Origin of the sequence: uncultured Bacteroides sp. (genome assembly GCF_937912035.1) — a bacterium.
Taxonomy (GTDB): Bacteria; Bacteroidota; Bacteroidia; order Bacteroidales; family Bacteroidaceae; genus Phocaeicola.
On record NZ_CALDPF010000040.1, the window covers coordinates 26859 to 47231 of the forward strand.

Sequence of the window (20373 nt, forward strand, 5' to 3'; positions counted from 1 at the left end):
GCTTTATCTGATAGCAGCCAATGCCGCATCGTAATTAGGTTCTTGTGTTATCTCAGGAACCAGTTCAGTATAAATAATCTCACCTGCAGGGTTAATTACCACTACCGAACGTGCAAGAAGTCCGCTCAATGGACCGTCGGTAATGAGTACTCCATATTTAGTGTCGAAATCAGAAGGATTTCTGAAATCTGATAATGGAATTACGTTTTCTATTCCTTCTGTAGTACAGAAACGTCCCTGGGCAAAAGGTAGATCCTTTGATATTGCCAAAACCACTGTATTTTCCATTTTAGCTGCCAATTGGTTGAACTTTCTTACAGAAGTGGCACATACACCTGTGTCCAGACTTGGGAAAATATTCAGAACCACAAATTTGCCTTTTGTGTCCGACAGTTTGAACTGACTTAAATCACCTTTTACCATTGTGAATTCCGGAGCAGTAACTCCAGTCTTTATGAATTCGCCAGCCAGATTTACGACTGAACCTTTAAATGCTGTTTTTGACATATTTGTTTGATTTTATTTGTTTATAATCATATAACGTATTATATTGTAATATTGTTCATAACAGAAGAAAAAAAATTATATTTAAAAACAGATTCTTAAAAATGTTGGGTGCAGTAATAGGAGATATTGCAGGTTCTGTATATGAATTCAGCAATACGAGGAATTATAATTTTGAAATGTTTCCGGCAGGAAGTAATTTCACAGACGATACAGTAATGACAATGGCAGTGGCCGAATGGGCTTTAAATAATGATATTTGTGCGGATGTTGAAGTTCAGACAAAACAGCTTGAAAATATTATGGTGGATGTGGCAAAAGAGATTCCATGTCCAATGGGAGGATATGGAGGAGGATTTCGTACCTGGCTTTTCCAACCCGAAAAACTTATCGATTATCGCACGGGTAAACCTGCATCCGGACGTTGTCCTTACAATTCATGGGGAAACGGTTCTGCCATGCGAACGTCTTCCATAGGGTGGTTATATGATGATATTGATACTACATTGAAAGTAGCTGAAACAGCAGCAGCCATAACTCATAATCATCCTGAAGGGATTAAAGGGGCACAAGCGGTTTCTGCTGCCATTTTTATGGCAAGGAACGGAGCGGCAAAAGAGGATATTAAAAAGTATATCAGTACGAAATTTCATTACAATCTAGATTTGTCCTGGGAATATCTTCATGAAACTTATGAGTGGAATTCAAGTTGTCAGGGTACTGTACCACAGGCCGTAATAGCTTTTCTTGTGAGTGATGATTTCGAGGGTGCCATACGTAGGGCTATATCTATTGGTGGTGACAGTGATACATTGGCTTGTATCACAGGCAGTATAGCAGAGGCTTATTATAAAGATATTCCGAAGTTTATGGTTTGCAAGGCTATGACTTTGCTTCCTGAGAGATTTAGAAAGGTGTTGGAAATGATGGGTAAGAGAGGAGATTACCCCATTTGGTAGTCATAAATTCCCGTTTGGTGGATTAAGTTTTACTATTGTTTGTCTGTTATATATTTTTGTGATTATAATAAAATTCAAAAGTATTCACTATGACAAGAAAGAAAACATTGGTAATAGTATTCGCTATCATGCTGTCTGCATCATGGGATGTTTCTGTTGCAGATACTGTTTATGATGAACCACAGAAAAAGGAGTTTGAGAAAAAAGAGGTTCCTAATCCGGAAAAGGCTGCAAAGAAAAGAACTGACGATATGGACAAGGTTCTTTGCCTGACAGAAAAACAGTATAAAAAGATTTATAAACTTTATCTTAAAGACGAAAAGGAAAAAGTAGAAAAAATGTTCAGCCGAACCGGAGGACAACCTTTGATGAATGGTTCAAGACCTCCAATGGGTATGGGACAACCTCCCATGGGTGGCGGATTTCCTCCTATGGCTGGTAATCATCCAGACTTCGGAGAAGGAGGACCGAAGATGCCACCTGAGCATATCAAAGAAAAAATGGCTGAAGAGATAAAAAAACATGAGGAAAAGATGCTTAAAAAAATACGTAAGATTCTTGATGACGAACAATATGAAAAGTGGATTGAAATAAAGCCGAAAGCTTTGGAAAAACCGCTTCAAAGTACTGGCAGACCTAAACCTCAGGATTTATAATCCTGCAGGTTTAGTTCAGCCAATTGTCTGTTTATTTCATTGTCTTTCCGTATATTTTCGTCGTGCATTCCGAGTATGGAATATTTACATTCGCCACAGATATCTATACCTATAATTTTTCCATGTTTCAGCAGTATTGACAGTAGGCGTTTCAGCTCTGTCATAGTAGCTTTCCCTTGATCCCAGTTGGTTACATCTTCCCTAGGATTAAGAACATCTTTGTCTATTGAAATATATATTGGTAGATTGAAATGCATGTTGTAGAAACGTTGCCATGCATCATGGTCTTCAAGTTGAGATTCCTTGAACTCTATCAGTTTGTCTGTATACCTGCTGTCTATCTTTCTCAGAAGTTCGTCTGACGTACCTATCAGAATAACTTTTTTCAGACGTTTATTTGTATCGATAGATGATTTAACCCAAGAACCGCATGTTAATAGTTCATCGAATAGGGAAGGTTGCATATCCGGATGATGGTCGAACACTACTAGAATGAAGTCTTCTTGAATCTTGTCTGTGAAGAACTTTGATATATAATGATAATTTCCTGAATCTATGAAATGAATTCCTTGCGGAGGCAGATCCATTATACGTTTTCGTATTTCTTCTGATGCCTCATTGTCACAAAAGCAGTTTGCTCCTGATATGTCGGTACAGTTTATCCATTTTATTTTCTCATTCTTGTAAAATGATTCTTCTGTATAGACATCAGAAAAATTTAAAATTACAATATCATGTTCCATATTCAATAGTATTTAATCTTTAGTTGCTCTGCAAGTAGATTAATTCTTGCTTCTCGCTCAAAGATACTGAAAAATCACCTATAGTGCTATTATTTAAGAATAATTGTATAAAAAACAATTATAAAATATTCTTATGTTGTAAAACATAAAATGTAAATTTGCACAAAAATTTTCAACACAAAAATATTAATAGATTAACAAATAGATATAGAATTATGAAAAAGAGTCTTATAGCACTGGCCTTCGGTACTTTGGCATTAGGTATGGCTGAGTTTGCCATGATGGGTATTTTGCCGTATGTAGCTTCTGATTTTGGAATAAGCATATCCGAGGCAGGTCATCTTATATCTGCATACGCACTTGGTGTATGTTTTGGTGCGCCTGTATTGGTTCTTGCGCGAAAGAAATCGCTTAAACATCTGCTTATGGTACTTGTTTCGCTCATAGTTGTGGGAAATCTTTGTGCATCTATGGCACCGAATTACTGGGTAATGATGATCGGTCGTTTCATCTCAGGTTTGCCTCATGGAGCTTATTTCGGTGTGGCTTCTATTGTGGCATCAAAGCTCGCAGATAAAGGAAAAAGTTCAGAGGCAGTTTCTATTATGATAGCAGGAATGACTGTTGCGAATTTGTTTGGTGTACCGTTGGGTACGTCATTGAGCCATCTTATTTCGTGGCGTTCCACATTCCTTTTTGTCGGTCTTTGGGGAATAATTGTTTTCTATTATATATGGCGTTGGGTTCCAGTGGTAGAAGGCTTGCAGGATATAGGTTTTAAGGGGCAGTTCCGGTTTCTTCGCACTCCGGCTCCGTGGCTTATTCTAGGTGCCACAGCTTTGGGAAATGGCGGTGTGTTCTGCTGGTACAGCTATATCAGTCCGCTTCTGACTAATGTTTCTGGTTTTTCGGAAAGTAGTATGACGGCACTTATGGTACTTGCCGGATTTGGTATGGTAGTGGGAAATCTCATTAGCGGACGAATGTCTGACCGTTATACTCCGGGACGGGTGTTGATGATTGCCCAGGGTGGTATATGTCTAATATTGCTGGCTATCTTCTTTTTATCATCAAATCCTTGGCTTTCTGTTTCTCTTATGTTTCTATGTACAGCCGGACTTTTTGCTGTATCTAGTCCAGAACAGTTGTTGATAATACGAGTGGCACCGGGAGGAGAGATGCTTGGAGGTGCATGCATCCAGATAGCATTCAATTTCGGTAATGCCGTGGGAGCATACGCAGGAGGCCTTGCGGTTACTAACGGCTTCCAGTATGCGGCTCTTGTAGGAATGCCGTTTGCTATGGTAGGTTTCATACTGGCTGTGATATTTTACAGGCGGTATCAGGTGAGGTATGAGGTAAAGTGATAATAAAAAATTACCAATGTACTAATCTGTTATAATAAAATTTCTTTGGATATTTTTTATCTTTGCGACGATATAACTGCCGAGGTGACATTAAGCAGGAGCAAATTTGTATTAATCTAATTAACGTATCAACTATGTACACAGTAATTAAAAGGATGGAAATTTCAGCCTCACACTCGCTACAGCTGTCTTACCAGAGCAAATGCGAGAAGCTTCATGGTCACAACTGGATTATAACCGTTTATTGCCGTTCGAAAGAGCTTGACGAAAACGGTATGGTGGTAGATTTTACTCACATAAAGCATGCCGTGGAAAAACAGCTTGACCATAATAACTTGAATGATGTACTGCCTTTTAATCCTACGGCAGAAAATATTGCATACTGGGTTTGCTGTCAGGTTCCTCATTGTTTCAGGGTAGAAGTAAAAGAATCGGAAGGTAATACGGCTATCTATGAGAAAGATTAACGAGATTTTCTACAGCTTGCAGGGTGAAGGGTTTCATACGGGAACTCCTGCTGTTTTTGTCCGTTTCTCGGGATGTAACTTGAAATGCGATTTTTGCGATACACAGCATGAAGAAGGTCGGATGATGTCGGATGATGAAATTATAGCGGAAGTATGCAAATATCCATGCCGGATGGTGATTCTTACTGGTGGAGAACCAGGACTTTGGATTGACAACAAGCTTACAGCTGCTTTACATGCGGCAGGGAAATATATTTCTATAGAAACTAATGGCACTTGTATTTTGCCGGAGGATATTGACTGGGTTACCTGTTCTCCCAAGGAGGGTGCCATACTTAAAGTATCACGTATTGATGAAGTGAAAGTGGTATATGTAGGTCAGGATGTGTATGAATATCTGAAACTGCCAGCAAGGCATTTCTTCCTGCAACCATGCTCAGGACAAAACACCAATGATGTAATATCTTACATCAAGGAACATCCACAGTGGCGACTTAGCCTTCAGACACATAAACTTATTGATATCCCATAATATAACCTGAGTTCAAAATATAAATGTATAGTTTCCTAATTATAAACGTCTATGGTGATTTACCGTAACACGTACGTGTTACACTCGTTACACGAACGTGTTGCGCGCGTTACACGTTGGTGTTCCGCCCGTAACACGAGCGTGTTACTCCAAATCAGGGCTGTTATTTCTTCCAATATATCAAATCTTTGGACAATAATTTTATTGTCAAGAGTCCGAATGAACGAAAAAACATCTTATTGGCTACAGTTTAAGTCATATTTTTTCAGTATGTTTGTAACTGCTTTTCAATATTAAAGACAATGAAAAAATATCTTGCATTAATTTTTATATTCATTACCGGACTTTCTGTTACGGTGTCAGCACAAAAGAGGAATCAGGCTTATGAGGACTATATAAGGAAGTATAGGGGAATAGCGGTTGATGAAATGAAAAAGTATCGTATTCCTGCCAGCATTACTTTGGCTCAGGGATTGCTTGAATCGGGGGCGGGAAGGAGTACTTTGGCCAGGAAATCGAATAATCATTTTGGTATAAAATGTGGTCGATCATGGGATGGACGTACTGTACGCCATGATGATGACCGACGCAACGAGTGTTTCCGTGCATATAGGCATGCCAAAGATTCGTATGAAGATCATTCAAAATTTCTGCGTACTGGAGCCAGGTATGCTTTCCTTTTCCGATTGAAAATAACAGATTACAAGGGTTGGGCACGAGGATTGAAGAAGGCCGGATATGCTACAGATCCTAAATATGCTGACAGACTGATTGATATTATTGAACTGTATGATCTTGACCAATACGATCGTAAAGGTGGTTTGGAATGGGTGGAAAAGGTACCTAATCCACATCAGCCTTATTTGGCAAACGAGATGCTGTATATTGTCGCACGTAAGGGAGATTCTTTCAAGTCACTGGGCTATGAGTTTGATATCAGTAGCCGCAAACTCCGAAAGTATAATGAACTGCCTAAGGACTACGTATTCCGTGGTGGAGAGGTTATTTATCTGGAAGAGAAACGTAAGAAGGCAACCAAGGACCATATAGTATATGTTGTAAAAGCGGGAGATTCTATGTATTCCATATCGCAGATGTTCGGAATAAAGTTGAAATACCTTTATAAGATGAATAAAATGGATGAAGATGCTCCAGCTCCAGAAGTTGGTGATATTCTTCGCTTGAGATAAAAATACTGATGATTCAACAGAGGGTATGAGTTAGATCTTCAATCAGTTTAAACGGTGTTTAAATAGTATTTAAGAGCTATTTAAACACCGTTTAAAATTAATGTAACATATAATTGATGTGAATTACTCGTGATGATAAGGGCCATTGTTAAGAATCGTCATAGCCCTGTATAGCTGCTCTACGAAGATTAGGCGTATCATTTGATGTGAGAATGTCATCTTCGACAGAGATATCTTTTCTTGTGCAGCCGCATATACTGACGGGGCAAATCCGTAAGGACCACCTATGATGAATACCAGACGCTTATTTACGGTGTGCATTTTTTTCTCAACCCAGTCGGCAAATTCTATGGAGCGGAATTCCTTCCCGTGTTCATCCAGCAGTACCACCACGTCGCCCGGCTGTATGGCTTTCAGAATCAGTTCTCCTTCCTTCTCCTTCTGCTGCTCCATGCTCAGGCTCTTGGTGTTCTTCAGTTCGGGGATTACCTCCATATCGAACGAAGTATAGTGTTTGGTTCTCTCCACATAGTCGTTTATTGCAGTGATGTAGTGTTTTTCCACTGTCTTGCCTACTACAAGTAATATAAATTTCATATTCGTTTTCTGTTTTTATAAATTACGGCTTTGCAAAGATACGAATAATCTATACCTTTTCATAAGATAGGATGCGTCTCAGCAAAAAAAACAAGTAAACTTGTTTTTCTGCATTCAACTTTCGCTATCTTTGCATTATAATTCAATAAATCTGTAACATTATGGACGAAAAAGTAGTAAAAGATTTGATAGACCGCCTGATAGACCTGTCTTTCGCTGAAGATATAGGCGACGGTGACCATACAACACTCTCATGTATCCCTGCTGATGCAATGGGTAAGTCAAAACTTCTTATCAAGGAAGAAGGTATTCTGGCAGGTATCGAAATAGCAAAGGAAGTGTTCAACCGTTTCGATCCAACTATGAAGGTTGAGGTTTTCATCAACGATGGAGCACACGTTAAGCCGGGTGATGTTGCTATGGTAGTGGAAGGAAAGATTCAGTCTTTGCTTCAGACAGAGCGTCTGATGCTGAACATCATGCAGCGTATGAGCGGTATTGCTACTATGACAAACAAGTATGTGAAACGTCTGGAAGGTACTAAGACTCGCGTGCTTGACACAAGAAAGACTACTCCGGGTATGCGTATTCTGGAAAAGATGGCTGTGAAGATTGGTGGTGGCGTGAACCATCGTATCGGCTTGTTCGATATGATTCTCTTGAAGGACAATCATGTGGATTTTGCCGGAGGTATCGACAAGGCTATCAACCGTGCTAAGGAATATTGCAAGGCTAAGGGCAAGGACTTGAAGATTGAAATAGAGGTTCGTAACTTCGATGAACTTCAGCAGGTACTCGACCTTGGTGGTGTAGACCGTATCATGCTCGACAACTTTACTCCTGAAAACACACGTAAGGCTGTAGAGATGGTTGCCGGCAGATATGAGACAGAATCTTCAGGAGGTATTACTTTCGACACTCTTCGCGATTATGCTGAATGTGGAGTTGATTTTATTTCTGTAGGTGCCCTGACACATTCTGTTAAGGGACTTGATATGAGTTTTAAAGCTTGCTGATTATGACTGGTAGATTTCTTCTGACAGGTTTGATACTTACTGTAAGTACAGCAGTATCTGCACAGGACTGGAAGTCTGTGCTCGGTGGGGTAGTGAACAAGGTGGAAGAAACTGTTTCCAAAGTGAATGAAAGTGTTTCTATTGTAGGAACTTGGAAATACACTGCTCCTGATTGTAAGTTTCAGAGTGATGACCTTCTGTCGAAAGCTGGTGGCGAAGTTGCAGCAAAAAAAGTTGAGGAACAGATGAGCAATTATTTGTCCAAACTTGGATTTAATGAAAATACTGTATATGTGTTCAATGCTGACAGTACTTATACATCTACTGTGGCAGGACGTACTGTTAACGGCACTTACAGTTACAATAAGGATACTAAAGAAGTGACATTGAAGACCAAGATTGGTCTGAAGATGACTGCTCAGGTATCAACTTCACTTCTGAACGGTGGCACGATGAGTCTGCTTTTCAAGGCGGACAAGCTTATGTCATTGGCGCAGACTGTGACTGGTGCAGTCGCAGGAAAATCATCGAATGCTACTATCAGTACTCTGAATACTGTATTGTCCCAGTATGACGGTCTTTTGCTTGGGTTCGAGATGAAGAAGCAGTAGCTTTCATTATATAGGAAAATATTAAAGGGGCGAAATCGATTTGTTTCGGTTTCACCCCTTTCGTATGTAAGATGATATATACTTTTTATTCTACAGCCGGTTTCTTCAATCCTCTAATTATGAAATATAGGCCAAGGATAATGAACGGAATGCTCAAAACCTGTCCCATATCTATCATCATGTGGTTCTCAAAATCTACCTGTCTTTCTTTTATGAATTCCACAAAGAAGCGGAATGTGAATATTGAGAATATGCATATTCCAAAGTAAAGTCCATCCCTGTAGGATTTCACCTTATTCTGTACGTACCACATTATTCCAAAGATGATGAAGTATGTTATTGCCTCATATAACTGTGCCGGATGCCTTGGTTGACTGTCTACATGCTCGAATATGAAAGCGAACGGAAGTGAAGTAGGCATACCTATAATTTCCGAGTTCATCAGATTGGCTATTCTGATGAAACCTGCTGCCAAAGGTGCTGCCATAGCTATTATATCAAGTATCTGCATGTAGGTAATCTTTGTTTTTTTGCAGAAAAGATATAGAGTCAGCATGAGTCCCATAGTTCCTCCGTGGCTTGCCAAGCCTGCATATCCGGTGAATTTCCAGCTGCCGTCCGGAAAGAATTTTACTGGTAGAACTATTTCCAGAAGATGGTCGGAATAATATGCAAAGTCGTAGAACAGGCAGTGTCCCAGACGGGCTCCGATGAATATGCCGAGGAATGAATAGACAAACAGCTTGTTGTAGTCATCCTCAGACATATTTCTCTTTTTGAAAATATTGTGCACCACGATGCTGGCTGACGCAATTGCTATAACCCAAAATACACTGTACCATCTGAGACTGAATCCACCCAATGTGAAGATTATCGGATCAGGATTCCAGTTTATATACATTAGATTCATGACTTACTGTCTGTTATTTCCCGTATTTCTTAATCAGGTCTTCTGCAACTGTATCTCCAAGTTCTTTGGCTTTGTTTAGGTTTTCCAGTCCCTTCTTTTTGTCTTTACCTTTTATCTGGCAATAACCAAGCATGCGGTATGCATCGGCATTCTTTGGATCAAGTGAAATCGCTTTTTCCAAAGCTGCAATGGCTTCGTCATTTTGGTTTAGGCGGATGTGTATGCTTCCTTTTTCAATCCAATATCCCGTATTATTAGGTTCAAGTTCTACCGCCTTGTTAATGTCGTTTATTGCTTGCTGGTACATGCGGCACTGCATTTCTGCCTGCTGGCGTATTACGTAAAACTCTGCTGAAACCTGACCCAACATCGCATCATAGAAAGCATTGTAGTCTATTACAGCTTCGCGATACATTTTTGCTTCGGACTTTATGCGCGCACGTTCGAAGAGATACGGAGCTGCATCTTTTCCATACGGTGTGTTGTAGTATGTAATGGCGCTGTCCATTAGGGCAATAATTTCTTTCTTGTCTGTACCTTCCACCATTTCTTTGGCTTTGGCAGCAGCATAGAATGCAGAAGCCGATGCTAATTGAGTCTTGCATACATTTTCGTAAGCCGTAGCAGCATTACTGTAATCTTGCATTGCGAAATAAATATCTCCCTGTACTTGATAGTACAGTCCTTCGCCTGAAACAGTAATAGCCTTATTGATTTCATCTAATGCTCTATTCAAAGTCCACTCAGCTTTCTCTGGCTTTTTAGCATCGCTGATACAGTAGTTGTATATCAGTTTTGCTATTCCGTAATGTGCTTCGGCCTTGTTTTCTGCTACGTCTGTAGTTCTCTTAAGATCATCTTCTACATTGTTTACGAATTCATCCGAGCTCTTGTCCATATAATATGTTGCGCGTCTGAGGTAGCCTTCCATATTATTCGGATACATATTGATGAAATCGTTGAGTATGGAAAGATATTCATCAGCATCTAGTTGTGACGACATCATGTAGAGAAACACCAGCGCCTGAGATTCATCTTCTGGAAGTCCTTTTTTTATCTTGATAGATTTCAGTGTAGTATCGCTGCCTGAGAGAGCGTTTATTGACAGACTTTTTGCAAAATTTATTCCAAGAGCATAACTTTTCTGGTCTTCGCTGTCAGAATTTCTTTGAATCATGCCTATCACTTTTCCGTTCTCATTCATGACAGGACAGCTGACGTCTTTTGCACCTGTACTCATGGAGAGGGTGTAGTAGAAAGAATTGTTACCTATGGAGTCGATATTCTGTATAGTTCCTGCAATTCCGTTTACAGAGTTCTGTGTGGAATATGGCATTACAAATACATTGTCATTGGCTTTTCCCGGATTTGCAGCGGCCAGGAGAGATTCCTGCTTTTTTGTGGTTTCAGTTTTGAAGCGCACCACGTCGTACATATCATTTGCTCCCAAAATAAGTGTTACCGGCAGTTCCTTACCGTCGGCTGTAACAACTACCGCTCTGTGAGCGCCTTTGAATAAACTGTAGTCGGAAACTCCTGTTCCTTCCGAATCAATGTAAAAACCGTTTCCTGTGTTTAGTATCTTGTTGTCTGCATTGTATGTGATGACAGAGAAAACAGCTTTTCTGGCCTTCTTTGCCCATTTGGGTAATTCTTGCGCCCATAAGCCGTTTATACTTAATGCGCAGAGTGTTATAAATATTGTTTTTCTCATGATATAGTCAGATATTATTATTCTTCAGTGGAGAAACCACGCTGTTTGATCGCTTCGTATATAAGGATTCCTGCTGCTACAGATACATTGAGTGATTCTATTGTACCGAAAAGAGGAATTTTAATCCATTCGTCGCAGAGAGCAAGATGTTCGTATGGTACTCCTGTATCTTCTGCTCCCATTATTATACAAGTGGGTTTTGTATAGTCGCCTTTAGTATAGTCATAATCACCTTTTTCTGTGGCTGCCACAATGCTGAAACCACTGTCTTTAAGGAATTTGATAGTGCTTGTGATATTGCTTTCACGACAAACAGGTATTGTATGGAGTGCTCCAGCAGAAGTCTTGATGGCATCTGCATTTACGCTTACACTGTTTTTCGAAGGTATGATGATGGCATCTACGCCGGCACATTCGCATGTACGCGCTATCGCACCGAAGTTACGAACATCAGTCAGTCCGTCAAGAAGTATTATCAGTGGGTTTTTACCCTGTTCAAACAGGAACGGTACGATATCTTCTGTTCTTTGATATGTGATTGGAGAGATGAAAGCCACTACCCCCTGATGATTCTTGCGTGTAATTTTGTTGATTCTTTCAACAGGAACACGCTGTACTGGTATCTGGGTGTCTTTCAATGCAGCAAAAAGTTCTTTCGACAAGTCGCTTTGGATATCTTTCTTCACCAGAACTTTGTCAATTTCTTTTCCTGCCTGTATTGCTTCAATTACGGCTCTTACACCGAATATCATTTCATTTTTTTCTATCATATCTATTTTCTAAATTTTTTATTTGTAATGAATTAAAGTCCAAGTAAAGACCTTGCATTGTTTCTTGCTGCCTCAGTCATAGTAGAACCGCTTAGCATATTAGCTATTTCGTCTATACGTTCTTCATCTGTAAGGCGTATTATGTGGCTGTTCGTTCCGGTTTCGTTGTCTTCTTTATAGACTTTGTAGTGTGCATTGCCTCTAGCTGCTATCTGTGGCAGGTGTGTGATGCTAAGAACCTGTCTGTTCTGTCGTCCCATATCCTGCATTATCAGAGCCATCTTTTCAGCAATTGATCCAGATACACCAGTATCTATTTCATCAAATATTATTGTAGGCAGTTTTACTGCCCCGGCTATCATGGCTTTCAGCGAAAGCATTACTCTGGCAATTTCACCGCCAGATGCTATGGAAGCCACATTCTGCAAAGTCCCGTTTTTGTTGGCAGAGAACAAGAAGTTTACGGCATCCAGTCCGTTTATATCAGGTTCCTTTTTTTTGCAGATCTCTACGGCAAACTTCACGTTGGGCATTCCAAGCGGTATAAGCAGAGATTTCATCTGTGACTGGATTTTGCCTGCACTTTCAGTACGTAAGGCCGTCAGTATATCTGCTTTACGGAGCACGCTGTCATACAGTTTCTGTTTTTTGCTTTCTAACTCAGAAATTCGTTCGTCTGATGATGTTATCATGTCGAGTTGCTGTCTGTAGTTTTCTGCTATCTCAATAAGTTCTGCATCTGTCTTGACATGGTGTTTTTGCATCATCGAGTATATCATGTTTAGACGCGAATTGACGAAATCAAGCCTTGAAGGATTGAACTCAATAGCTTCTTGGGCATCGTCCATATCGTGTGAGATATCCTTAATCTCTATGTAGCAGCTTTCAAGTCTTTCTTTCCACTCATTGGCTTTTGCAAATACTTTGCAAACTGTTTGCAAAGTATTTATGCTGTCTTTTATCAGTGTCAGACATCCTCCTTCGTCACCTCCTATATTTTGTGCCGATCGGTAAAGTCCTGCCTTAATGTCTTCAGCATGAGAAAGTGTTTCTGCTTCCTGCTCTAATTCTGCTACTTCACCTTCTTTCAGTTCTGCCTCATCAAGCTGTTGGAGTTGGAACCGGATGTAATCTTCTTCCTTTCTTGTTTCTTCAGCTTGTCTGATACATTCATCCAATTCACGGCTTACCTTTCTGTATTCATTGTATTCGTTCTGATAATCAGTCAGTTCTTTGGTGTCCTGTGCAAGAATATCTAGAATGTTCAGCTGAAAACCTTCCTTGTTTATTAATAGGTTCTGGTGCTGGCTGTGTACGTCAATCAGCTTCTCTCCAAGCACTTTCATCTGCGACAGCGATGCAGGAGTATCATTTATGAAAGCCCTGCTCTTACCGTTGATGTTTACTTCGCGGCGGATGATGCATTCCTCACTGTCGTATTCTATGTCGTTAGCCTTGAAGAATTCCTCCATGCCGTATGATGATATGCTGAACTTGGCTTCTACGATACATTTAGTAGCTCCGTTACGTATAGCCTTTACATCTGCTCTTTGTCCTAGCAGAAGTCCGATAGCACCGAGGATGATTGATTTTCCGGCTCCTGTCTCACCAGTGATTACGGAAAAACCTGGTTCGAATGCAATGTCCAGTTTATCTATAAGTGCGTAGTTCTGGATGAATATAGATTGTAGCATATTTATAATATTTCTGCCAAATGGTTAATTATGTCAGTTGCCACTTCTTTTTTGTTCTTGAGCGGAAACTCTATGACATTCTCTTTATCGATAATAGTTATCTTGTTGGTATCGTATCTGAAACCCGCTCCATTATCGTTCAGTGAGTTGAGAACGATGAAATCAAGATTCTTCCTTTCCAGCTTGTCTTTGGCATGTTCCACCTCGTCATTAGTTTCAAGAGCGAATCCCACCATCACTTGATGGCCTTTCTTGAGTTTTCCCAGTGCAGCGGCTATGTCCTTTGTAGGTTTCAGTTTAATAATCAGATCGTCTTTTTCGCGCTTGATTTTTTGTTCAGCTTTTACTTCAGGAGTGAAGTCAGCTACTGCCGCACACAAGATAGCTGCATCGCTTGAATCGAACTCGCTTGTAGCTGCCTGATACATTTCTTCAGCACTTTCCACACTGACTGTTTTGATATTAGGATGCTTTGCAATAATACTCACAGGTCCGCTAATAAGGGTAACTTCGGCGCCTCTCTCTGCACAGCATTCAGCCAGAGCGTAACCCATTTTCCCGGAAGAATAATTACCAATAAATCTTACAGGGTCAATCTTTTCATAAGTAGGACCAGCGGTAATCATTACCTTCTTTCCAGCGAGATCTGACTTTTTTGCGAAGAAATCCTCCAGTACAGCAACGATGTTTTCCGGCTCTTCCATTCTTCCTTTACCTACAAGGTGACTTGCCAGTTCGCCTTCGCCCGGCTCGATGATAATATTTCCGTATGACCTCAGCGTGTCAAGATTTTTTTGTGTTGAAGGGTGTGCAAACATGTCAAGGTCCATTGCCGGTGCCACGAATACCGGTGCTTTCATTGACAGATATGTAGTGATAAGCATATTGTCGGCAATGCCGTTTGCCATTTTCCCTATAGTAGATGCAGTGGCTGGAGCTATTAACATTGCATCAGCCCACAGTCCTAAATCTACGTGACTGTGCCACGTTCCATCTCTGCGAGCGAAGAACTCGCTGATAACCGGTTTGCTGGTTATTGTGGATAGTGTGAGTGGTGTGATGAACTCTTTCCCTGCTGGAGTTATAACGATTTGTACTTCGGCACCCTTCTTTATTAAGGCTCTGGCAAGTACTGCCGCCTTGTATGCGGCAATACTTCCTGTGATACCAAGTACTATTTTTTTACCTTTCATCATAAATGTCTCATTTTAACATTCCGGTTTCTCTCAATCTGATTTTTGTAAGTACGTTCTTTGTGTTCAACGCGAAATCACCGTTCATAATCCAACCGTAATATCCAATGTCTTTCTTCATTACTTCGGCTACCGGCATTCCTTTATACTTACCGAAATTGAATACTTCCACTCCGTTGTCATCATAAACTATTCTTCCTGCAAAGTCCACGTTCTTTGAATAACTTGAATATTCCGACAGAAAGTTAATGTCATTCTGAAGAGTGTCCTGATACATATCCAACTGTGCCTTAAGAACTTCGTATGTTGCTCTGGTGTCAGCTTCTGCTGTATGAGCATCTTCCAGATTTTTCCCACAATAGAATTTGTATGCAGCTGACAGAGTTCGCTGTTCCAACTTGTGGTAAATAACCTGTACATCTACGAACTTTCTTTTAGTCAGGTCGAGATCTATGCCAGCTCTTAGGAATTCTTCTACAAGAACAGGGACATCAAATCTGTTTGAATTAAATCCGGCAATATCAGCACCCTCAAAGTCTTTTGCTATGTTAGTAGCAACTTCCTTGAAAGTAGGGCAATCTGCCACATCTTCATCGGTTATACCGTGGATGGCTGTTGATGCTTCCGGAATATGCATCTCCGGATTTATTCTCATTGTTTTGCTTTCTTCGTTTCCGTTAGGATAAACTTTCAGATAGCAGATTTCCACTATCCTGTCGCTTGTTATATTTGTACCTGTAGTTTCCAGATCGAAGAAAACTATAGGGTTTTTAAGATTTAGTTTCATTATAAAAATATTAATCGTTAAGCATCATTGGCATGAGTAGCATTAGCAGGTCTTCGTTTTCTTCCTGTTCTTCAGGAACGATAAGTCCGGCTCTTGAAGGGTCTGCCAATTCTATAATTACATTCTGAGATGAAATATTATTCAGAATGTCGATTAGAAAAGACGACTTGAAACCTATGCTCATGTCTTTTCCGTCATACTGACAAGTGAGAGTCTCTTCAGCAGAAGTGGAAAAGTCTATATCCTGAGCTGAAATAGTCATGCTGTTTTCTTTCAGACTGAGTTTAATCAAACTGCTTGCCTGAGAAGAAAATACAGACACTCTCTTCAGAGCGCTGATGAAGATAGCACGGTCAACTACAGCCTTATGAGGATTGTTTTGTGGAATAACAGAGTTATAGTTAGGATAACGTCCTTCAATTAGGCGGCAAGTCATCTGGTAGTTTTCCATTGTGAACATTGCGTTCTTATCGTCGAAACAAATCTGTACGTCACCTTGTTCCTTAGGAAGCAAGTTCTTAAGTATGTTCGAAGGCTTTTTGGGAAGGATGAAAGCTGCCTTTTCATTTCCAGTTGAAGCGAATGACTTGTTGCGTACCAGTTTATGGCCGTCTGAAGAGACAAGTGTAACATCTTGCTGGCTGATATCAAAATAAATACCATTCATGACAGGGCGTAGTTCATCATCTGCCGTAGCGAAGATACATCTGTTGATTCCTGTAAGCATAACGTCGGCAGCCATTGTCAGGTTAACTACCTCACTTCCCATTTGTTTTGGTAGAGGATATTCGTCACCATTCTGTGCCATCATGCTGTATTTACCATTTGGATATTTCACTGTAATTTCCATTGTCTCTGTATTGATATTGAAATTCAATGGCTGTTCAGGATTTTCTTTCAGGGCCTCGAGGATAGTTTTAGATGAAATGGCAAAACGTCCTTCACCTTCGTATTCGCTTACTTCGATGCTAGTAGACAGAGTAGTTTCGCTGTCTGAAGCTGTCATAGTAATTGTCCCATCGTTAAGCTCTATCAGGATACAGTCCAGAATAGGAAGAGAATTTTTTGAATTGATAACACGGCTGATAGCCTGTAAATGGCTGAATAATGTTGTGCTTGAAACTAAAAATCTCATGATTGATGTTATATTAAATTGTTTTTAATTATTATTTCAGTTCAAATGTGTTTACTCTTAAAGAGTTAAATAATCGAATGCCAAAGTTACAAAAAAAGATTGTTCGACTAAAGTAATTGATTGATAAAATACCCTTATGTAGATAAAAAATGTTGTGAAAAATTAGTTCACTTCTTAGGAAAAGATTAATTTCGTGACCTAAAATCAAATAGAAAATAATTATGGAAATAACAGGAAGAATTATAGCAGTTCTTGAGCCGCGCGGTGGTGTGTCGAAATCAGGAAATAACTGGAAGGTTCAGGAATATGTTTTGGAAACTAATGAGCAGTATCCTCGTAAGATGTGTTTTGATGTGTTTGGTGAAGATAAAATCCAGCAGTTCAACATACAGGCAGGTGAAGAACTTACAGTTTCGTTCGATATAGATGCCCGCGAATGGCAGGGTAGATGGTTTAACAGTATTAGAGCATGGAAGGTGGAAAGACCTTCGCAGAATGCAGGTATGCAGCCTCAACCGGCTGATTATTCTTTCCCTCCTGTGTCATCGGCTCCTGTACCTCCTGCTGACTTCTCGGCTACTGACGATAAGGACGATTTGCCTTTCTGATTAATAAGGAATTAAAAAAACAGCCATATCGCTTTGGTTTTTGAAACACTGCGATATGGCTGTTTTTTATGTTTTATTTTTTTTCGATTATGAATTCATGCTTAGCAGGAATTCTTCGTTGTCTTTAGTCTTTTCAAGTCTGTCTTTTACAAAATCCATTGCTTCAACAGGATTCATATCTGATAAATATTTGCGCAGAATCCACATTCTGTCAAGAGTAGTCTTGTCAAGCAGCAGGTCGTCGCGTCGTGTACTTGATGCCACAATGTTAACTGCAGGGAATATACGCTTGTTGCTCAAGTTTCTGTCAAGCTGCAATTCCATGTTACCTGTACCCTTGAATTCTTCGAATATTACTTCATCCATCTTGGAACCTGTATCGATAAGAGCTGTCGCAATAATAGTAAGCGAACCGCCGCCTTCGATATTACGTGCAGCTCCGAAGAATCGTTTTGGCTTGTGGAGCGCGTTTGCGTCGACACCACCCGATAACACTTTACCAGATGCAGGCGAAACAGTGTTGTATGCACGTGCAAGGCGTGTGATAGAGTCGAGGAATATTACTACATCGTGACCACTTTCCACCATACGTTTAGCCTTTTCCAGTACTATACCCGCAATTTTCACGTGGCGTTCTGCCGGTTCGTCGAAAGTAGAAGCAATCACTTCGGCTTTAACACTGCGTGCCATGTCTGTAACTTCTTCTGGACGTTCGTCGATGAGAAGCATTATCATGTATACTTCAGGATGATTTTCGGCAATAGCGTTTGCAATATCCTTCATGAGGATAGTCTTACCGGTCTTAGGCTGTGCCACGATAAGTGCACGCTGACCTTTACCGATAGGAGAGAACATGTCGACTACGCGTGCTGACAGATTGTCATTATAGCCTTTGCATAGCTTGAATTTCTCATCCGGAAACAATGGTGTCAGATGATCGAATGGTATACGGTCGCGTACCAATGCAGGGTCGGCACCGTTTATCTTGTTTACTTTTACAAGTGGGAAATATTTTTCACCTTCTTTTGCAGGACGGATTGTGCCTTCTACCACGTCGCCGGTCTTAAGGCTGTATGTCTTTATTTGCGACTGAGATACGTATATGTCGTCTGGTGAAGAAAGGTAATTATAGTCTGATGAGCGTAGGAATCCATAACCGTCAGGCATGATTTCAAGTACTCCTGAACCTGAGATTATGTCTTCGAAATCGTATATTTTTTCAACCGGTTTGGCTGGTTGCTGAGGTTCCGGTTCCTGTATCTGTTGAGCTGTTTCTTCTATATTCTGCTGAGATTCAGGAGCAGGTAATTTAATCTGTTGTACGGCAGGCAGCGAGTTCTGTTGTACGGCAGGCTCTGTTTGTTGCTTGTTTTGTTGCTGTTTGTTCTGCTGCTGTTTGTTGTTTTGAGCCTTGTTTTGCTGCTGTTTCTTATTGTTCTTTTTCTGCTTTTGCTGGAACTTATTGTCGTTCTGAGGCATAACAGGTGGTTCCACTTTTGTGGCTTCGAATTTTCCGAGCAATTCAGAAGGAATTTCAAATTTCTCAGAAGGAAGATCTTCTATAGGAATAAAGTCATCCCCACTATTCAGATCCAAAGGAGGGAGCTCCATGTCGTCATCCATAAATACAGGTACAGGAATCTCTCTCTTTTCTTCAGTGTCAATATTTGAGTTTACGCTATTTTCTGTTTCTGTATTGTTATCTGTCTTTGTATTGTTTGTATTATCGCTTTTATCCTGTTTTGCTTTATTCTTTGTGCCAGGTTTTCTTCCTCTTTTAGCTTTAGGTTTTTCTTCGTTAACAGTAGCAGGCGATGTTTCTGCTTCGATAGAGATTTCTTTTTTTTCTTCAGTCTTTTCTTTAGATATGTCTCTTGTCTGTACTGAAGGCGTGTTGGCTTCAAGTTTCAATGCTTTGTCTTTTGTTGCTGTATAAACTTTGTCGCCGTCTTTTTTGACGCTGATTCTTGTCCTTTTCTTTGTTTTTGCGTCACTCGTTTTGTCTGTACTTGCTTTTAGAGATGCACTTTTTATAGCTTGTTCATCAAGAATTTTATAGACGAGCTCTTCTTTCTTGAGTGCATTAGTTTTCTTCAGACCCAACTCTTTGGCTATTTCTTGCAATTCAGACAGGTCTTTTTCATTTAATTGTATGATATTATACATATAAGTGTGTGTATAAAATGTTATATTATAGTAATATTATATCCAAAATAAAGCTTATAGTGCTTTTGCTCAATATACACTTCAAGTGTGTATACATCAAAAAAACTATAATGCCTATGTAACTTACTAAAAGATTGTTTGATTTTTTATTAGGGAATTGTAGCGTGTTAAAGCATTTCATTGATGCTGTGCTATCTGAGTACAAAAGTACATATTTTTATTTTGTTTGCAAAGTTTTTGTCTGTTTTTTGCGTTTATACAATGATAAAATCAGGATTTTGTGTTAATTTAGCGTGCGAAAAATATTATTAATATCAGAAACATTTATGAAGAAAGTTATTTTTACAGAAAAGGCGCCTGCTGCTATAGGTCCGTACAGCCAGGCTATAGAAGCTAACGGTATGGTTTTCATGTCAGGTCAGATTCCTGTCAATCCCGCTACAGGTGCATTCGTAGAGGGTGGTATTGTTGAACAGACTACACAGGTGTTCGAAAATATCAAGAATGTGTTGGCTGAGGCTGGTTTGACTACTGCTAATGTGGTTAAGACAACTGTTTTCCTTGCAGATATGTCAATGTTTGCAGAAATGAACGAAGTTTATGCAAAATATTTTGAAGGAGCATATCCTGCTCGTTCTGCAGTGGCAGTCAAGGCTTTGCCTAAAGGCGCTTTGGTAGAAATCGAATGTATTGCCGTAAGATGATTTTATCGTTTGAGGCATAAATGAAAACTCTCTGTCATTTCGTATGTTTT

General features: G+C 39.9%; 21 protein-coding genes. 10 read left to right on the forward strand and 11 right to left on the reverse strand.

The features are described from left to right. Positions 1 to 3: 3 nt before the first annotated feature. Complete coding sequence (gene tpx / locus Q0486_RS12015) at positions 4 to 507, reverse strand: thiol peroxidase (protein WP_299233624.1); 504 nt, start codon at positions 505 to 507, stop codon at positions 4 to 6. Positions 508 to 608: 101 nt separating this feature from the next. Between tpx and Q0486_RS12020 the strand changes: the two genes are divergently transcribed. Further along, the gene (locus tag Q0486_RS12020; RefSeq protein WP_299233627.1) at positions 609 to 1463 is read left to right on the forward strand and encodes an ADP-ribosylglycohydrolase family protein; all 855 of its coding nucleotides are present in this window, start codon (positions 609 to 611) and stop codon (positions 1461 to 1463) included. 89 nt (positions 1464 to 1552) lie between these two features. Beyond that, the gene (locus Q0486_RS12025; protein ID WP_299233629.1) at positions 1553 to 2119 is read left to right on the forward strand and encodes a hypothetical protein; all 567 of its coding nucleotides are present in this window, start codon (positions 1553 to 1555) and stop codon (positions 2117 to 2119) included. Here Q0486_RS12025 and Q0486_RS12030 read toward each other — a convergent pair. Continuing rightward, positions 2107 to 2862 carry an arginase family protein gene (locus Q0486_RS12030; RefSeq protein ID WP_299233632.1) on the reverse strand — a complete coding sequence of 252 codons (756 nt, stop codon included), beginning with the start codon at positions 2860 to 2862 and terminating at the stop codon, positions 2107 to 2109. The two genes, Q0486_RS12025 and Q0486_RS12030, sit on opposite strands and share 13 nt — an antisense overlap. Positions 2863 to 3077: 215 nt before the next feature. Between Q0486_RS12030 and araJ the strand changes: the two genes are divergently transcribed. The 4 genes from araJ to Q0486_RS12050 all read left to right on the forward strand — a co-directional run bounded on the left by araJ (position 3078) and on the right by Q0486_RS12050 (position 6418). Continuing rightward, on the forward strand, positions 3078 to 4229 hold the full coding sequence (gene araJ, locus Q0486_RS12035) for an MFS transporter AraJ (RefSeq protein WP_299233635.1): 1152 nt from the start codon (positions 3078 to 3080) through the stop codon (positions 4227 to 4229). Between the two features lie 134 nt (positions 4230 to 4363). Continuing rightward, positions 4364 to 4696, forward strand: coding sequence for a 6-carboxytetrahydropterin synthase (locus Q0486_RS12040; protein ID WP_299233638.1), 333 nt, complete (start codon positions 4364 to 4366; stop codon positions 4694 to 4696). Beyond that, positions 4683 to 5228, forward strand: a complete 546-nt coding sequence (locus tag Q0486_RS12045) for a radical SAM protein (protein ID WP_299233641.1) — start codon at positions 4683 to 4685, stop codon at positions 5226 to 5228. The genes Q0486_RS12040 and Q0486_RS12045 overlap by 14 nt, the downstream gene beginning before the upstream one ends. 302 nt (positions 5229 to 5530) lie before the next feature. Next, positions 5531 to 6418 (forward strand): glucosaminidase domain-containing protein, encoded by an 888-nt coding sequence (locus tag Q0486_RS12050; RefSeq protein WP_299233643.1) that lies wholly within the window; start codon positions 5531 to 5533, stop codon positions 6416 to 6418. Between the two features lie 123 nt (positions 6419 to 6541). On the opposite strand, the gene rlmH is transcribed toward Q0486_RS12050, so the two are convergent. Next, positions 6542 to 7015 carry a 23S rRNA (pseudouridine(1915)-N(3))-methyltransferase RlmH gene (rlmH, locus tag Q0486_RS12055; RefSeq protein ID WP_154042590.1) on the reverse strand — a complete coding sequence of 158 codons (474 nt, stop codon included), beginning with the start codon at positions 7013 to 7015 and terminating at the stop codon, positions 6542 to 6544. A 161-nt stretch (positions 7016 to 7176) separates the two neighbouring features. On the opposite strand from rlmH, the gene nadC reads away from it, so the two are divergent. Next, the gene (gene nadC / locus Q0486_RS12060) at positions 7177 to 8031 is read left to right on the forward strand and encodes a carboxylating nicotinate-nucleotide diphosphorylase (RefSeq protein ID WP_235328938.1); all 855 of its coding nucleotides are present in this window, start codon (positions 7177 to 7179) and stop codon (positions 8029 to 8031) included. A gap of 2 nt (positions 8032 to 8033) precedes the next feature. After that, positions 8034 to 8642 (forward strand): DUF4923 family protein, encoded by a 609-nt coding sequence (locus Q0486_RS12065; protein ID WP_299233651.1) that lies wholly within the window; start codon positions 8034 to 8036, stop codon positions 8640 to 8642. 85 nt (positions 8643 to 8727) lie between these two features. Here Q0486_RS12065 and lgt read toward each other — a convergent pair whose 3' ends face one another. Genes lgt through dnaN form a run of 7 tightly spaced genes read right to left on the reverse strand, consistent with a single transcriptional unit; the run spans position 8728 to position 16845 of the window. Further along, complete coding sequence (gene lgt, locus Q0486_RS12070) at positions 8728 to 9552, reverse strand: prolipoprotein diacylglyceryl transferase (RefSeq protein ID WP_299233653.1); 825 nt, start codon at positions 9550 to 9552, stop codon at positions 8728 to 8730. 13 nt (positions 9553 to 9565) lie between these two features. Continuing rightward, the gene (locus Q0486_RS12075) at positions 9566 to 11266 is read right to left on the reverse strand and encodes a serine protease (RefSeq protein ID WP_299233656.1); all 1701 of its coding nucleotides are present in this window, start codon (positions 11264 to 11266) and stop codon (positions 9566 to 9568) included. 17 nt (positions 11267 to 11283) lie between these two features. Beyond that, a complete protein-coding gene (gene rlmB, locus Q0486_RS12080; RefSeq protein WP_299233659.1) occupies positions 11284 to 12036 on the reverse strand; it encodes a 23S rRNA (guanosine(2251)-2'-O)-methyltransferase RlmB in 753 nt (250 codons plus the stop codon). Between the two features lie 32 nt (positions 12037 to 12068). Then, a complete protein-coding gene (gene recN, locus Q0486_RS12085; RefSeq protein ID WP_299233661.1) occupies positions 12069 to 13730 on the reverse strand; it encodes a DNA repair protein RecN in 1662 nt (553 codons plus the stop codon). Positions 13731 to 13732: 2 nt separating this feature from the next. Continuing rightward, a complete protein-coding gene (gene coaBC / locus Q0486_RS12090; RefSeq protein WP_299233708.1) occupies positions 13733 to 14923 on the reverse strand; it encodes a bifunctional phosphopantothenoylcysteine decarboxylase/phosphopantothenate--cysteine ligase CoaBC in 1191 nt (396 codons plus the stop codon). A gap of 10 nt (positions 14924 to 14933) precedes the next feature. Continuing rightward, positions 14934 to 15710, reverse strand: coding sequence for a 3'-5' exonuclease (locus tag Q0486_RS12095; protein ID WP_154042597.1), 777 nt, complete (start codon positions 15708 to 15710; stop codon positions 14934 to 14936). A 10-nt stretch (positions 15711 to 15720) separates the two neighbouring features. Next, a complete protein-coding gene (gene dnaN, locus Q0486_RS12100) occupies positions 15721 to 16845 on the reverse strand; it encodes a DNA polymerase III subunit beta (protein WP_299233665.1) in 1125 nt (374 codons plus the stop codon). A gap of 221 nt (positions 16846 to 17066) precedes the next feature. Here dnaN and Q0486_RS12105 point away from each other — a divergent pair, with 221 nt between their 5' ends. After that, the gene (locus Q0486_RS12105) at positions 17067 to 17453 is read left to right on the forward strand and encodes a DUF3127 domain-containing protein (protein WP_235338117.1); all 387 of its coding nucleotides are present in this window, start codon (positions 17067 to 17069) and stop codon (positions 17451 to 17453) included. 87 nt (positions 17454 to 17540) lie between these two features. Here the strand turns inward: Q0486_RS12105 and rho are convergent, their stop codons facing one another. Next, positions 17541 to 19619, reverse strand: coding sequence for a transcription termination factor Rho (rho, locus tag Q0486_RS12110; protein ID WP_299233673.1), 2079 nt, complete (start codon positions 19617 to 19619; stop codon positions 17541 to 17543). 326 nt (positions 19620 to 19945) lie between these two features. On the opposite strand from rho, the gene Q0486_RS12115 reads away from it, so the two are divergent. Continuing rightward, the gene (locus Q0486_RS12115; RefSeq protein WP_299233676.1) at positions 19946 to 20323 is read left to right on the forward strand and encodes a RidA family protein; all 378 of its coding nucleotides are present in this window, start codon (positions 19946 to 19948) and stop codon (positions 20321 to 20323) included. Positions 20324 to 20373: the final 50 nt, after the last annotated feature.